The 15077-nt window shown below is 41.4% G+C and carries 14 protein-coding genes; 6 read left to right on the forward strand and 8 right to left on the reverse strand.

Annotation, left to right across the window (positions count from 1 at the left end):
• Positions 1–69: 69 nt before the first annotated feature.
• Both AAEU28_RS02200 and AAEU28_RS02205 read left to right on the forward strand, forming a co-directional pair.
• Complete coding sequence (locus tag AAEU28_RS02200) at positions 70–477, forward strand: hypothetical protein (protein ID WP_421962773.1); 408 nt, start codon at positions 70–72, stop codon at positions 475–477.
• A gap of 101 nt (positions 478–578) precedes the next feature.
• The gene (locus AAEU28_RS02205) at positions 579–1493 is read left to right on the forward strand and encodes a M14 family metallopeptidase (protein ID WP_421962774.1); all 915 of its coding nucleotides are present in this window, start codon (positions 579–581) and stop codon (positions 1491–1493) included.
• A gap of 92 nt (positions 1494–1585) precedes the next feature.
• On the opposite strand, the gene AAEU28_RS02210 is transcribed toward AAEU28_RS02205, so the two are convergent.
• Positions 1586–3106 (reverse strand): aldehyde dehydrogenase family protein, encoded by a 1521-nt coding sequence (locus tag AAEU28_RS02210; RefSeq protein WP_421962775.1) that lies wholly within the window; start codon positions 3104–3106, stop codon positions 1586–1588.
• Positions 3107–3262: 156 nt separating this feature from the next.
• Here AAEU28_RS02210 and AAEU28_RS02215 point away from each other — a divergent pair, with 156 nt between their 5' ends.
• Positions 3263–4150 carry an AraC family transcriptional regulator gene (locus AAEU28_RS02215; RefSeq protein WP_421962776.1) on the forward strand — a complete coding sequence of 296 codons (888 nt, stop codon included), beginning with the start codon at positions 3263–3265 and terminating at the stop codon, positions 4148–4150.
• A 34-nt stretch (positions 4151–4184) separates the two neighbouring features.
• On the opposite strand, the gene sohB is transcribed toward AAEU28_RS02215, so the two are convergent.
• Together sohB and AAEU28_RS02225 are read right to left on the reverse strand one after the other, a co-directional pair.
• On the reverse strand, positions 4185–5189 hold the full coding sequence (gene sohB, locus AAEU28_RS02220) for a protease SohB (protein ID WP_421962777.1): 1005 nt from the start codon (positions 5187–5189) through the stop codon (positions 4185–4187).
• A 92-nt stretch (positions 5190–5281) separates the two neighbouring features.
• A complete protein-coding gene (locus AAEU28_RS02225) occupies positions 5282–7672 on the reverse strand; it encodes a VolA/Pla-1 family phospholipase (protein WP_421962778.1) in 2391 nt (796 codons plus the stop codon).
• A 196-nt stretch (positions 7673–7868) separates the two neighbouring features.
• Between AAEU28_RS02225 and AAEU28_RS02230 the strand changes: the two genes are divergently transcribed.
• Positions 7869–8606 carry a YciK family oxidoreductase gene (locus AAEU28_RS02230; RefSeq protein ID WP_058030016.1) on the forward strand — a complete coding sequence of 246 codons (738 nt, stop codon included), beginning with the start codon at positions 7869–7871 and terminating at the stop codon, positions 8604–8606.
• Between the two features lie 84 nt (positions 8607–8690).
• Here the strand turns inward: AAEU28_RS02230 and rluB are convergent, their stop codons facing one another.
• From rluB to rnm, 5 genes are read right to left on the reverse strand one after another with little or no spacing between them, the layout of a single operon-like run.
• Entirely contained in the window at positions 8691–9551 is an 861-nt protein-coding gene (gene rluB / locus AAEU28_RS02235) for a 23S rRNA pseudouridine(2605) synthase RluB (RefSeq protein WP_390440676.1), read from the reverse strand.
• The gene (gene scpB, locus AAEU28_RS02240) at positions 9551–10138 is read right to left on the reverse strand and encodes an SMC-Scp complex subunit ScpB (RefSeq protein ID WP_421962779.1); all 588 of its coding nucleotides are present in this window, start codon (positions 10136–10138) and stop codon (positions 9551–9553) included. Before scpB ends, rluB begins: the two co-directional genes overlap by 1 nt.
• A gap of 48 nt (positions 10139–10186) precedes the next feature.
• Complete coding sequence (locus AAEU28_RS02245) at positions 10187–10975, reverse strand: segregation and condensation protein A (protein WP_421962780.1); 789 nt, start codon at positions 10973–10975, stop codon at positions 10187–10189.
• A 19-nt stretch (positions 10976–10994) separates the two neighbouring features.
• On the reverse strand, positions 10995–11615 hold the full coding sequence (locus AAEU28_RS02250) for an L-threonylcarbamoyladenylate synthase (protein WP_421962781.1): 621 nt from the start codon (positions 11613–11615) through the stop codon (positions 10995–10997).
• On the reverse strand, positions 11615–12466 hold the full coding sequence (gene rnm, locus AAEU28_RS02255) for an RNase RNM (RefSeq protein ID WP_421962782.1): 852 nt from the start codon (positions 12464–12466) through the stop codon (positions 11615–11617). The genes AAEU28_RS02250 and rnm overlap by 1 nt, the downstream gene beginning before the upstream one ends.
• 441 nt (positions 12467–12907) lie before the next feature.
• Between rnm and AAEU28_RS02260 the strand changes: the two genes are divergently transcribed.
• Positions 12908–14479, forward strand: coding sequence for an anthranilate synthase component 1 (locus AAEU28_RS02260; protein WP_421963089.1), 1572 nt, complete (start codon positions 12908–12910; stop codon positions 14477–14479).
• On the forward strand, positions 14479–15069 hold the full coding sequence (locus tag AAEU28_RS02265) for an aminodeoxychorismate/anthranilate synthase component II (protein WP_421962783.1): 591 nt from the start codon (positions 14479–14481) through the stop codon (positions 15067–15069). The genes AAEU28_RS02260 and AAEU28_RS02265 overlap by 1 nt, the downstream gene beginning before the upstream one ends.
• Positions 15070–15077: the final 8 nt, after the last annotated feature.

Genomic DNA, 15077 nt, shown 5'->3' on the forward strand with positions numbered 1-15077 from the left:
ACTCCATATTTTATTCATTTTCTTACATTACTTTGCACGCCTATAAAAAAGGTACGTAGGAGTTAAGAAATGTACGAAATTAAATCTTCAATCAATTTTGGTTTTTATATTCTTGCCGCGAGCATTATTGCGCTTCTTGTGTCAATAAGCACAGTATTTAACTTTACTGCTTGGTTAGAAGCATTAGAAATAATGCTTATATTTACCCTCAGTTTATTTGTTGTTGTCACATTAATTCAAACCTTAATAGGCCGAAGAAGGTCATCGTGGTGCGTGAATGGGTTGAGCTACTATAACTTTTTAGGCGCTCAAAAATATGTCCCTGTTGAACAAATCCAACAAATTAAAGTTCATACCATTATTTGCTGTAAAGTCACTCATGTAAAACTTGAAGATAAGAATATTTTTCTATTCAGCTGCAAATTAACCACTCAGCAAAAAAGTCGGCTGGCCCAACTTGGTTACTTTGCAAAATAAACAGCTGTAATCGTGTTCAGATGGTGTGCAATTAGATTTAATTACTTTACTGACCCCGGCTTTATCACTAGGATGGCAAAAAACTTTCACCGAGGACGATTATGACAACCGCATACCCAATTGGCACGCCTGGCACACCATGGCAAGAAGCAGAAAAAAAACAGTGGCTTGAAGCACAAGTGATTAAGCGTAGTTACCAACAAGAAGTAGAAACTAAAATACTTGCGCTCGCTGACGAGTATGACGTTGAGCAATATGGCGAACTAAATTACGGTGAACATGAGTATAAATTGCATGCGATAAAGTCTCGTGACTTTTCTGACGATAAGCCTACTGTTTTGGTAACAGGTGGTGTGCATGGTTATGAAACCAGTGGCGTACATGGCGCGATTGAGTTCATAAAATCACAGGGCAAACATTACCAATCTGATTTCAATCTTGTGGTACTGCCATGTATTAGCCCTTGGGGTTATGAAACAATCAACCGTTGGAACCCAGAGGCGATTGATCCAAACCGCTCATTTTATGCTGACAGCCCAGCGGCTGAGTCAAAACAAGCTATGGCTTATGTCGCTCAATTCGATGATTTACTGTGTCATGTTGATTTACATGAAACCACAGACACCGACAATTCAGAGTTTCGACCAGCGCTCGCAGCGCGTGACGGTGTAAGTCATGATAATTGGAATATTCCTGATGGTTTTTACTTAGTTGGTCATACTCAAAAACCGCAATACTCGTTCCAAACTGCGATTATCAAAGAAGTAGAAAAAGTCACCCACATCGCCCCTGCTGATGAAGATGGTAAGTTAATTGGTGTGCCAATTGAGCAATTTGGTGTGATCAACTATGACGGTACTAAACTCGGTCTTTGTATGGGTATGACAGACGCAGAGTACGTAACGACAACCGAAGTTTATCCTGATAGCCCATCTGCAAATGACGAAATTTGTGTGCAAGGCCAAGTAGCTTCTGTCGTTGGTGCTTTAAACTACATAAAATCAATCGAAGACTAATAAGCCAAAATAAAAAAGTAGCGCAATTTAATATTGCGCTACTTGCCCCTTTGCATTGTGATATCTAAATAACCAATTGAATAGCTGACTGTTTAGAAAAAGCCGAGTGGACTTTCACTATAGCTAACTAATAGGTTTTTAGTTTGCTGATAATGGTCTAACGCTTTTTTATGCGTCTCTCTACCCACACCTGACTTTTTATAACCACCAAATGCCGCATGCGCTGGATACATGTGGTAGCAGTTTGTCCATACACGTCCGGCTTCAATCTTGCGACCAAAATGATAGGCGCGATTCATGTTCCGAGTCCAAACACCCGCACCTAAGCCAAATTCAGAGCTATTCGCCAGCTCTAATGCTTCAGCTTCATCTTTAAACGTACACAGTGAAATAACTGGACCAAAAATCTCTTCTTGGAATACTCGCATTGAGTTATTGCCCTTAAGCAAGGTTGGTTGAATGTAATAACCCGAATTAAACTCTTCAGATAATTGCTCAACTTCACCACCAAACAGAACTTCTGCCCCTTCTTGTTTACCTATTTCGATATAACTTAAGATTTTATCGAACTGTTGCTGAGAGGCTTGCGCGCCAACCATGGTTTCTGTATCTAATGGGTTGCCTCGCTTAATTTGCGCTGTTCGTGCCTTAACACGCTCAATAAACTCGTCATAAATGTCTTCTTGGACAAATAAGCGCGAAGGACAAGTACATACTTCACCTTGGTTGAAATAAGCTAATACCGCACCTTCAATACACTTACTTAGATAATCATCGTCTTTGTCGAGCACGTCATTGAAGAAGATATTTGGTGATTTACCACCAAGCTCAACGGTCGATGGAATGATATTATCGGCAGCGCATTTCAAGATGTGCGAACCAACAGGGGTTGAACCCGTGAATGCAATTTTAGCAATACGCTTGCTGGTCGCGAGCGCTTCACCTGCTTCTTTACCAAAACCATTCACCACGTTTAAAGCACCCGCAGGTAATAAATCACCGATCAGTTCAACTAATAACATGATCGAGGTAGGCGTTTGCTCTGCTGGTTTTAGTACAACACAGTTACCCGCAGCCAGAGCTGGGGCTAATTTCCAAGCGGCCATTAATAGCGGGAAGTTCCAGGGTATAATTTGCCCAACTACACCTAGCGGCTCATGAAAATGGTAGGCCACAGTGTGCTCGTCAATCTCGCCAATACTGCCCTCTTGCGCTCGGATACAGCCAGCAAAATATCTAAAATGATCTGCTGCTAGCGGAATATCTGCGGCTAGGGTTTCGCGTACGGCTTTGCCGTTATCCCAAGTTTCAGCAACCGCCAAATACTCTTTGTTATCTTCAATGATCTGAGCAATTTTCAGTAAAATATTACTGCGCTCAGTGACACTGGTTATTCCCCACGCCTCTTTTGCTTCATGTGCTTTGTCGAGTGCCAACTCGATATCTGCTGCTTTAGAGCGTGCCACTTGGCAAAACACCTTTCCGTTCACAGGGCTTTTGTTTTCAAAATATTCGCCATCTAAGGGAGCAACCCACTCACCACCGATGTAATTGTCATACTTGTCTTTAAAATTAACGACTGCGCCTTGGGTATTCGGGTTTGAATAAATCATAGTGTCCTCTTCTATCAACTTGTTGCCCGGCTCATACTTCAGTTATGTGTTTATTTTTGAGCCGATTGAATTGACATTAAGCGAAAGGAGGCTTAAAAAATTAACTCTAGGTATTTTTTGCTTAACTCTCAGTCTTGATATTCATAAGGAACAGATATGCGCTTTGATTTGCAAGCTAGGCACCAACACATTGATAAATTGGTAGAGAATAAGCTCAGCTTTGATTCAGATGACGCGCAATTGAGTATTTATGACACTTATGAAAGCGCATTTAATGTGCCCTTATCGTCAAGCAATGTATTGTTTTGCGGTATGCTACAAGGCAAAAAAGTGATGCATGTAGAAACATGTGATTACCACCATGATTTTTTGCCAAATGAAAGCTTTGTACTTGCACCAAACCAAACCGTCCAGATAGATTTCCCCGATGCATCACAATTTTCGCCTACAACTTGTTTAGCCATCGAAATCAGTACCGAAAAACTGGCTGATATTGCACAGAGGTTGAACATAGAAAACCAAAGTAACCATGAAGTGAGTTATCAAAATGAACTCGTCCATGTAGAGCACAATTGGCAAACCCAGGCGTTACTAGATCGTATGGTGCATTTATTTACTGAAAATGGAGATCAACGCGGATTTTTGATTGATTTAGCACTGAATGAATTGGTGACACGATTGCTCACTCAGCAAACTCGCGAACTTATTTTAAAGTGCGCAGGCTCGCATAATCATCAAGACCCAATTACAGAAGTCGTTCAATACATAGAGCATCATTTGAGCGAGCCTCTAGATATTGATACTTTATGTAAAATTGCTTGTATGAGTCGCAGTAAATTTTTTAATTACTTTAAGTCATGCTTAAACATGACCCCACAACAGTGGCTGCAAACACGGCGACTGTCGAAGGCCAAAGAGTTGCTTAAAAAAGGTAAAAGTATTACCCAGATAGGGTTTGATTTAGGCTTTAATCATACCAGTCAATTTAGCCGTACATTCAAAAATGCCTTTGGTGTTTCTCCAAAGGCATTTCAAAAGAACTAAATTATGTTTCGCCAATCAGTAGTGCGTGCTATATCTACCATTTAGCGTCTTGCAATTTAGTCCAAAGCATATTTGTCGCACTCGCAACCGCTTTGCTTACTCCAAGTCCTAGCTTTTCTGGCAGCGATTTTTTGCTGGTATATTTGACCGTATAGATTTGATGGCTCTCTAATAACGATAAAATATAATCATCACTGGTGTTTAACTCATCGACTAAACCCAATTTTAGTGCATCAGTTGCAAACCAATACTCACCGGTTGCCACTTGTTCAAGTTCTATATCTTGTCTATGCGTTTGCACAAACTCTTTAAACAAGCCATGGGTAGATTCAACTTCTTGTTGAAATTTATCACGTCCCTTGTCGGTATTCTCACCAAATAGTGTTAACGTGCGTTTAAATTCGCCTGAGGTGATCATTTCAAAATCAATGTCATTCTTTTTCAAAAGCTTATTGAAATTGGGGATTTGTGCAATAACGCCAATTGAGCCAATAATTGAAAACGGAGCAGCGACAATTTTATTTGCCACACAAGCCATCATATAGCCGCCGCTGGCAGCAATTTTATCAACACATACGGTTAAAGGGAGTTCTGCGCTAGTGAGACGCTTTAACTGCGAAGCACCTAGTCCATAGCCATGAACCACACCGCCGCCACTATTGATATTTACAATCACTGAATCTTTATTTTTATCTGCAATTTGTAGTACCGCTGTAATTTCTTCGCGTAAATTATTCACTTCATGAGCATCTGAACTACCATCGAAATTAATCACAAATGCCTTCGCAGAAGGCTTATCTTCTTGCTCTTTCTTTTGCGCTTTTTTGTAAGTCTTCAGTTCTTTTTTATCTAGAGTCTGCTCGATAAAGTCTTGCTTATTTCGCTTTAGCTTTTTAGATAAGTCTTGAAGCTCAACTTCACCTGCGTTTGTCTTAGGCTTTTGACTCGCTCCCACAGCCAAAATGATGATGATCCCAATCGATAACACAACTGTGACTGCTTTGGCTAAAAATAAACCGTATTCATATAAGAACGTCAATCTAGTCTCCTCGTTGTTCTTACGATCCAAAATGATTTTTATAAATAAAAAAAGCCGCTTAACGCGGCTTTTTCATCTTCTCGTAATTAAACTTAATTAGCAATCACTGCAGTGTTGTCAACTGGTAACTTCATACCTTTTGATGCCAAGAAGGTTGCAAGTTGAGTTTGCATTTCAAGTGTTGTCATCGCATGGCCTTGAGCTGTACCGCCTACGGCTTCATTAAATGAAGTCGTTGCAATAGATGAGTGATGACCTTGAGAGAACTTAACAACATAATTCTTAGGCTCACCCACTTGTGTTTCAGTCACTGGTGTCATACCGAATAACTGGGCCATAGGCATAGTACCAGATAAAGGCAGTGCCGTTGTTGGCGGAATAACTGCATCTGGTTGGTTACCATCAACCCCACCAGTCACTACGCTTAAGTAGGTTGGTGTACCAAGTGCTTGCACTGCTGCTGCGTAGTTAACTGGGTCTGCACTGTCTAACGTTGTTTGAGCAACGGTCACGAACTGGCTGATCACAGATTGAATACCAGCAAGTGCCGCTGTATTGCCAGCTTCAACAAGTTGCTTTTCGTATAGTGCATAAGAACAAGGGATCTTAGTCTCTGCAGGGCAAGCTGCTGTTGCTTCACTTGCCACGAACTCTAAGAACGCTTTAGAAGATAGATTACCCGCTGCAGCTAACACAGAGCCTTTCACAAACGAGCCAAATGAACCTGACTCAGTTAAGAAATTAGCAATACCTGCACCACCACTTGCTAGACCAACTGTATTCACTTTAAATAAGTTATCAACCGTTTCATTACCGATAGGCTTATTTGTATGCGCAATAAAGTTAGGCGCAACAATTGAACCTAGAGAATGGCCAAAGAAACTCACATCTGTAGGGTTGATTCCAAGTGTTGGGTCAATAAAATTCAAGCCAAGTCTAAGTGCAAGAAGGTCAGCTGAAGACTGTCTTAGGTTATCACGTGCGACGAGTAGTGACGTCAAGTTCATGTATGAAAGTACTGAGCCCTGACCACTTGTTGCATTGAAGTCATCTTTGCCGTCTAAATCGATATCAAGACCACGAGCACCGTGCATTGGGTGATCAATCGCAACAGTAGCAAAACCAGCTTTACTTAAAGCTAGCGTCAAACCTAACAGGCTTTCTTTGTTAGCAGTAATGCCGTGTTGTAGAATAACAACAGGCCAACCAGTTGCTGGCATTTCAATACCTAACAATTCTGCACGTGGCTTAGTAATTTGAACTGGTACATTGGCAATCCACTCAACAGAAGGAATACTATTAAACTTAGTTAAGAAGCGGCTTTTATCTAAACCAAAGTCACGAAGTAAACCACCTGATGCAGCATTACAATACGCGTCGTTCGCACCTGGTGTTAAGCCAGATAAATCAACACCGGCAGCAACCGCACCTGCTAGCGTAGCAGCACTATCACAACGTGCTTTCCAATACGTACCCGCTAAATCTTCAATTGCTGTACCTTCAGGTTTCTTTGAGTACATAGGCAACATAATGCTGCCTTGCATGTATTGAACAGCCTGGAAAGGTGCACGTGTTTCAGCATCTGGGATAACTGTTGCTAACGCATCTGATACTGTGATCATCGGTTGCTCAGGAACTGAGATTCTAGGGTTAGTTTGTGTTTGTAAGCTTTGCGCTAAACCTAGCTTAATGTTATTCATTACCGCACCCACTGACTGAATCGTCATTGCTGCGGTATAAATCACATCTTCTTTGGCTACTTGGCCAGAAATAATATTTTCGTATTGCTGAACCACAGCCTGAAGGCTTCTCTGTGCATCAGTAACCAGTGGCGCCTCTGCTTTAACTAAGCCGTATGTTGATGAAGGTTGAAGCGGACGACCATCTGCCATCACAATACTTTTTGTAAGCGCGGTGATGTAAGAAGCCCCTGGTTTTAATGGTTTAAGCGGCACTACCATGATGCCTTTTCCTGAATCAGTCAGCTTAGCGATGTAATCAACACCAAACGTCAACTCACCCACATATTTACAAGCAATACCAGCAGGAACTTTGTCACTCGCGCAGTCAGGATCTGTAATACTCGCGCCCATGACAACTTCAAAAATGCGAACAGCATCAGGTGTGGCAACAGAATCCGCATTAATGCTAACTTCGCTTGGCACATCTAAATCGATAACATAAGGCATATTAGTCGACCAACCGTCTAAACCACCCATAGCTAAACTTGGGTTGGCATAAGCAGCTGCCGGTAAAGGTTGGCCTTGGTCGTCAAATTCACCAGGTAAGTTTAAAGTACCATCTTTTGTACCACTTAAAAGTAAATCATTCGGAATTGATATCACACCATTTGATGGATCGAATTTCACTGAAGCTGAAGGTAGTACAGGGGTCGTTTCTTGTTTTACATCTTGTAGTGTTTCACCGCCGCCACAGCCGACCAAAGCCGTAGAAATTGCGAGTGAGAGAAGCATTTTTTTCATTGAATGGGCTCCGACAAATTTTATTATTCTTATGCAATTAACGCGTTAATATAATGTAATTCTGTTTTTAATGAGACATTAGACCAGTTAAACTTAACCCAATATGTAAAGTTTCGCCACCCAAATTTACAATAATTTAGATAACTTACCCTAATGCTGTGATAAAATGCGCAAAACGTTCAAATAGAGATCTACAATGCATAATTATCAAGCAGCAGACAACGCACTAGAAAATAAAACCATTTTAATCACAGGTGCTGGCGATGGAATTGGCCGTGTTGCGGCATTAACATATGCGAAACACGGTGCAACTGTAATCCTACTTGGTAAAACAACTAAAAAGCTTGAATGCGTTTACGATGAAATCGTGAATGCAGGCTATCCGCAACCGGCTATCGTTCCTATGGATATGCGCGGTGCGACAAAACAAAACTACCGCGACCTTGCTGCAACCATTGAGCAGCAATTTGGTAAATTAGACGGCCTACTTAACAATGCGTCAATCTTAGGTTCACTTGGTCCTCTAGAACATTTCTGTGTATCTACGTTTGAAAATATCATGAAAGTAAACGTCACTGCGCAAGCTATGATCACAAAATATATGTTCCCATTACTTCGTAAATCACCTTGTGCTTCTGTGATTTTCACTTCATCTGGTGTAGGCCGTGAAGGTCGTGAATTTTGGGGCCCTTATGCAATCTCAAAATTTGCAACTGAAGGTATGATGCAAACTTGGTCTAAAGAAGTAGGCAAGACCAATATCCGTATCAACTGTATTAACCCTGGCGCCACACGTACTAGCATGCGTGCTTCTGCTTTCCCTGGTGAAGATAAAGAAAAGCTTAAAACTGCTGAAGAACTCATGCCGACGTATTTATACCTAATGGCAGATGATTCTAAAGACGTTAACGGTGAATCAATTAACGCACAGTAGCTTATAATTCTGACACCATTAAAAAAGGCACTCCATCGAGTGCCTTTTTAGTATTTATTAATTTATATCGATACTTTCTTAAAGTTACTTTCTTTTCGGCTTTTGCGCACGTTGGTTGTGCTTTTTCACCGCCTTTCTGATCTGATTAATCTTAGCACGCTTGTCTTTACGCTTTTCTGGCATCACAGAAAGCTTAGTTTGCGTTTCAGGGCGCATTTTCACAGATTTACGTAAGTAGTTTACGTCTTCTAACTTAAGCTCTTCCCAGCCACCTTGAGGTAGACGTTTGTTAAGCTCTAATTTACCGTAACGGATACGAATTAGACGAGATACTTCTACATCTTGAGATTGCCATAAACGACGTACTTCACGATTACGACCTTCAGTTAGCGTAACGTTGAACCACTTGTTAATGCCCTCACCGCCCATAGGTTTAATTTTTAAGAACTTAGCTGGGCCGTCATCTAATTCAACACCTTTAGTTAAGGTATTCAATGTTTGATTTGTTACTTCACCGAATACACGTGCAGAATACTCGCGCTCTACTTCATATTTAGGGTGCATTAAACGATTCGCTAATTCACCGTCGTTGGTAAATAACAATAAACCTGAGGTATTGATATCTAAACGGCCAATCGCAATCCAACGATCACCTTCTAAACGAGGTAGTCTATCGAAAACAGTTCGGCGACCTTCAGGGTCTTTACGCGTACACAACTCGCCTTCAGGCTTGTGATACATTAAAACACGACAAACACGCTCTTCTTGCTGCTCAATTTTAACAACATGACCGTCAACACGGATAACCGCATTTTCTTCAACACGATCACCTAAACGTGCCACTTTACCATTAACGCTGACACGATTAGAGTCAATGTATTTTTCCATTTCACGGCGTGAACCCACACCAGCACGGGCCAATACTTTTTGTAACTTTTCACTCATTAGGATGGTTCTCTCACAGAAGGATCACTCAATATCTGCTCTAGTTTTACATCTTGTTGCTCAGGTAAATTAGGCAGCTGTTCTAAACCAGATAAAGAAAAATAATCTAAAAATTGTTTGGTGGTTGCATATAGCGCAGGTTTACCAGGCACGTCTTTTTGCCCAACAACCGTTATCCATTCACGCTCTAATAAACTTTTCATTATATTGCTACTTACAGCAACCCCTCTCACCTGCTCTATCTCACCTCGGGTAATAGGTTGACGATAGGCTATCAAGGCGAGGGTTTCTATGGTCGCTCGAGAGTATTTCACTGCTTTTTCAGGCCATAATTTACTTAATGGCTCAGCCAAAGAAGGCCCTGCTTGAAAACGATAACCAGACGCCACTTCAATCAACTGAACACCTCTTGTTGAATAGTGCTCAACCAGTGAGTCTATGGCTTGGGTTAATCTTTTAGCAGAAATATTGAAATCTTGCAGAACAGTTTCTTGTAGTCGACGCTTACTTAAAGGCTTCTCAGAAACAAAAATCGCTGCTTCGACTAGCTCAACGAGTTGTTCATCACTAAGACGCTTAAAAGCCATATTAATCTACAATTGCAAACACAAGGCAATATTATGACAGAGGTTCGGTTACTCTTGTAGTTTTAAAGATAAATAAATCTCTGATTGCGGGGTAATTTGGGTAAAAGTGACTAATTGTTCTTTGATCAGTTCAAGCATTGCTATAAATGTCACCACCACGCCTTGGCGTCCTTCAGCAAAATCAAACAAAGTGACGAAAGCACACGGGCCACTATGTTCTGAAAGGTGCCTTAGAATTCTCGACATACGTTCACGGGTAGACAAAACTTCACTTGATATTTGATGGTGGGCGAGCGTTTTCACCCGGGTCATCACTTGACCAAATGCAAGCACTAAGTCTTTTAAATTTAAATCAGGTAGTTTTTCTTCATCAAGTGCATTGTCGACATACTCTGCATTAGCTATGAAGAAGTCTTTTCCGACATGAGGCTGCTCTTTTAATGTTTCCGCCGCTGTTTTGAATTGTTCATATTCTTGCAAACGCTTGACTAACTCAGCACGCGGGTCGGCTTCTTCTTCAAGCTCTTCATGTGTCGGTAACAACATACGTGACTTAATTTGCGCCAATAACGCTGCCATCACTAAGTATTCCCCTGCCAATTCAAGCTGTAAATCTTTCATCAGCTCAACATAGCTCACATATTGTTTGGTAATGCTATGGATTGGCAGTTGCAGAATATCGAGTTTATGGCGCTTAATCAGATATAAAAGCAGATCGAGCGGGCCCTCAAAGCTTTCTAATATCACTTTAAGGGCATCGGGCGGTATGTATAAGTCTTCTGGCTTTTCTAAAACGGCTTCGCCATGAAGAAAGGCCAGTGGCGCAGAGTTACTCATTAAATGACTATTTTGTTAGCTATTGAAACGGCGTAACGTCACCGCACCCTTCGCGAAGAATGACAATATCATCATCAGAGAAGTCAACCACTGTAGTCGCTTGCTCAATCAAATAGCCACCATGAATAATAAGATCGACCTGTTTTTCTAGGCTCATACGAATATCATCAGGGTCTGATTCGGTAAATTGCTCACCAGGTAAAATCAAGGAACATGACATCAGTGGTTCATTGAGCTCTTCAAGTAACGCTGCGGCAATTGGGTTATCCGTTACACGCATACCAATGGTTTTTTTCTTTTCGTTTAATAAACGCTTAGGTACTTCTTTTGTGCCTTTGAAAATAAAGGTGTAAGGCCCAGGCGTATTGTTTTTTATTAAACGAAAAATTTGATTATCAACACGGGCATAGGTTGCCAGTTCTGATAGATCTCGGCAGACAAGTGTAAAATTATGGTGTTTTTCAATTCCGCGAATACGTTCAATTCGCTCTTTCGCTTGCTTGTTACCAATACTGCAGCCAAGTGCATAGCCTGAGTCGGTCGGGTAGACTATCACCCCACCCTTGTGAATAATTTCGACCGCTTGTTTAATTAAGCGTGCCTGCGGGTTTTCTGGGTGAATATGAAAAAATTGGCTCATTAGTTACACTCCTGTGCGTCTTGCCAAAACTGCCAAACAGCTTGACAATCTTTTGGTAAGTATAGGTTTTTTCCGAGATCTGACCAAGGCATAGGATAATGAAAATCTGAACCTTGACTCGCGAGTAGATCAAACTCTTGACTCAATTGCCCTAAAAACTGTCTTTCGCTCGGTGCTTGCTGCGGTAAAGCGACTTCCATCGCCTGCCCACCAGCGAGCTTAAATTCGTTAAGTAATTTACGTAGCCACTTATTAGACATTTGATATCGACCAGGATGCGCCAACACAGAAACGCCACCAGCAGCCTGAATCGCCGCAATGGCAGTTGCCATATCACACCAATTGCTTGGTACATAGCCCGTTTTGCCTCTGGCTAAGAACTTTTTAAACACACCTTGGATATTCTTAGCCACACCACGATCGACCAAAGCTTGCGCAAAGTGCGCTCGGGTGATTTCAGCATCTTTTGCCAATGCTTTGGCCTGTTCATAAATATCTTCATAGCCTTTTTTCGCTAAGCGTCGACCAATCTCTTGAGCACGAGCTTCACGTTTGTTTTGCTGCTCAGTCAATAAATTAAGTAGATGTGTATTTTCAGTATCTATAGATAAGCCGACAATATGGATTTCAAAGCTCTCCCATTTTGTCGAAATCTCAACCCCAGCCACTAACTCTAAATTTAAATCTCGGTCAGCAATAAATTGCTTTGCAGGCTCAATACCCGCGACTGTATCGTGATCGGTGAGGGCTAAAACATCAACCCCCTTTTCTGTTGCTCGCTCAAGCAATGCGTTTACGCTTAAACGACCATCAGAAAAGGTGCTATGACTGTGTAAATCATATTTAATCAAGTTTATTTCTCTTCATTATTATTCGTGTTCGTGTCAACGGGTCGGATTATATCACTAATACGCCCCATTAAATTTTGTATACTTTATATTTTTAATGTTTTTGCAACTTTTTAGCTTGACTCGCTCGTTCCGATAAGGTTTACTGTGTGCATAAATTGATTCGACATATACCTGATATGAAAACATTAACTAAAAACAAAATCTGGTGGTGGCACTCGTAACATTGCGGGCGCTTTGTCGTATCTATACGATTTCAAAACCCGCACATAAATGCGGGTTTTTTTATATCTAAATTTTTTGGAATACAAACATGATTAACAACAATATCAACACACATTCTTGGTGGTGGCGCCTGAACTAGCGGGACGGCATTGTTGTATCTGTTACACAACCCCCGCAAGTTAACACTGGCGGGGGTTTTTTATTATGGGGAATGAGGTTTTGATTTTTAGTCATATTACGACAACACCAGGGGAAGTGACGAGTATAAGACAACGGCGCGATTACATTAGCAGCCCACTGTCTTTATATGCGGCACTCGATAAAACAAATTCATTATTACTGGAGTCAGCAGAAATTGACTCTAAAGATAATGTGAAAAGCATCATTTTAGTCGATGCCGCACTTCGCATTGAGTGCAGGGGCAAAACCGTGATTGCCAAAGCATTGTCTAACAACGGTCAGCAAGTGTTAAGTTTCTTGGCTGAACAAGTTGAAAACTGTAAAGCGGTTGTTGAAGGTGATGTATTAACACTTGAATACGCACCGTTCGAAGCTGAACTGGATGAGTACAGTAAGCTTAAAGCAGATAATGCATTCAGTGCCCTACGTACTTGTATAAATAAAATCAAACGTAACTCAGATACCCCTTTTGCACTATTTTTGGGCGGTGTATTTGCTTACGACATGGTAGCCAACTTTGAAACACTGCCTGACGTCCCAGACGGTGATAATGACTGTCCTGACTATGTGTTTTATTTAGCAGAAACGCTCGTATTAATTGATCATCAAGCACAAACCACTGAGTTAATTGGTAATGTTTTCAACGGACCAGAAGTTCATGCAAACTGTTTTGAAGTTGGTAAACAGCTAGAAGAGCTGAATACGCGTTGTGATAATTTAATGCCGTATTTAGCAGCGCCAAATGAAGGCCAGTCTGAAGTAACAGTAAACATTGACGATGAAACTTACTGTCAGCAAGTCAAAACTTTAAGGCAAAACATTATCGATGGTGATATTTTCCAAGTTGTGCCTTCTCGTACGTTCTCTTTACCTTGTGCTCAGCCACTAGCCGCTTATCAACAACTTAAAAAACAAAATCCAAGTCCGTATATGTTTTACATGCGAGATGAGTCTTTTGTACTGTTTGGTGCCTCGCCAGAATCGGCATTGAAATATTGTGTGAACAGTAATCAAGTCGAAGTTTACCCTATTGCAGGCACACGCCCTCGCGGCAAGTTTGCAGATGGCAGTATTAATCCAGATCTAGACAGCCGCATTGAACTTGAGCTTCGCAACGATCAAAAAGAGCGTGCAGAGCACCTAATGCTGGTAGATTTAGCGCGTAATGACGTTGCGCGAATTAGTGTTGCAGGCACTCGTCACGCAAAAGAGCTGTTAAAAGTGGACCGCTATTCACAGGTCATGCATTTAGTATCACGGGTTGTGGGTCAATTAAAACCAGACTTAGACGCACTGCATGCCTATCAAGCTTGTATGAACATGGGCACACTAGTAGGTGCACCTAAAGTAAAAGCTGCAGAGTTAGTCAGACAGACTGAAAAGCAACGTCGTGGGAGCTATGGTGGTGCAGTTGGATACTTAACGGGCGATGGTGCAATGGACTCTTGCATTGTTATTCGCTCTGCATTTGTAAAAAATAGTACCGCATACGTGCAAGCAGGTGCCGGCGTAGTATATGACTCAGATCCTCAATCAGAAGCAGATGAAACACGTGCCAAAGCACAAGCCGTCATAAAAGCCGTGCAATCTACGTATCAAGGAGCCTGCTAATGTCTAATAACACAAAAGTATATTTTTTAGATAACTTTGATTCATTCAGCTACAACCTTGTTGATGAACTGACGCTACTAGGCCTAGATTTAGTGGTTTACCGTAACAATATCTCCGCTGAAAAAATCTTCGCCAAGATGCAGCAAGAAACTGTACCGGTAATCTTAGTGTTATCGCCAGGCCCAGGTAACCCAGCTCAAGCAGGCTGCTTATTAGAGCTAATTGAACTCGCTAAAGGCCAATTCCCTATGCTGGGAATTTGTTTAGGCCAACAAGCTTTAACACAAAGCTATGGCGGAACTGTTGGTCATGCAGGTGAAACAGTTCATGGTAAGTCTTCAATTATCGAAGCTGACGACCACCCTGTATTTGCAGGTATTGGCAAACGCTTCCCGGTTGCGCGTTACCACTCTTTAATGGCAACTCATGTTCCTGAGTGCTTAAAAGTGATTGCCAAATACGACACTATTCCGATGGCCATTTACCATCCTGAAGATAAGGTGATCGGCTATCAATTTCATCCTGAGTCTATTCTTACCCCAGACGGTGCTCAGTTATTAAAACAAAGTATCGACTACTTAACACAATAGGAGCCAAC

The sequence above is a fragment of the Pseudoalteromonas sp. SS15 genome (assembly GCF_049257195.1).
Taxonomy (GTDB): Bacteria; Pseudomonadota; Gammaproteobacteria; order Enterobacterales; family Alteromonadaceae; genus Pseudoalteromonas.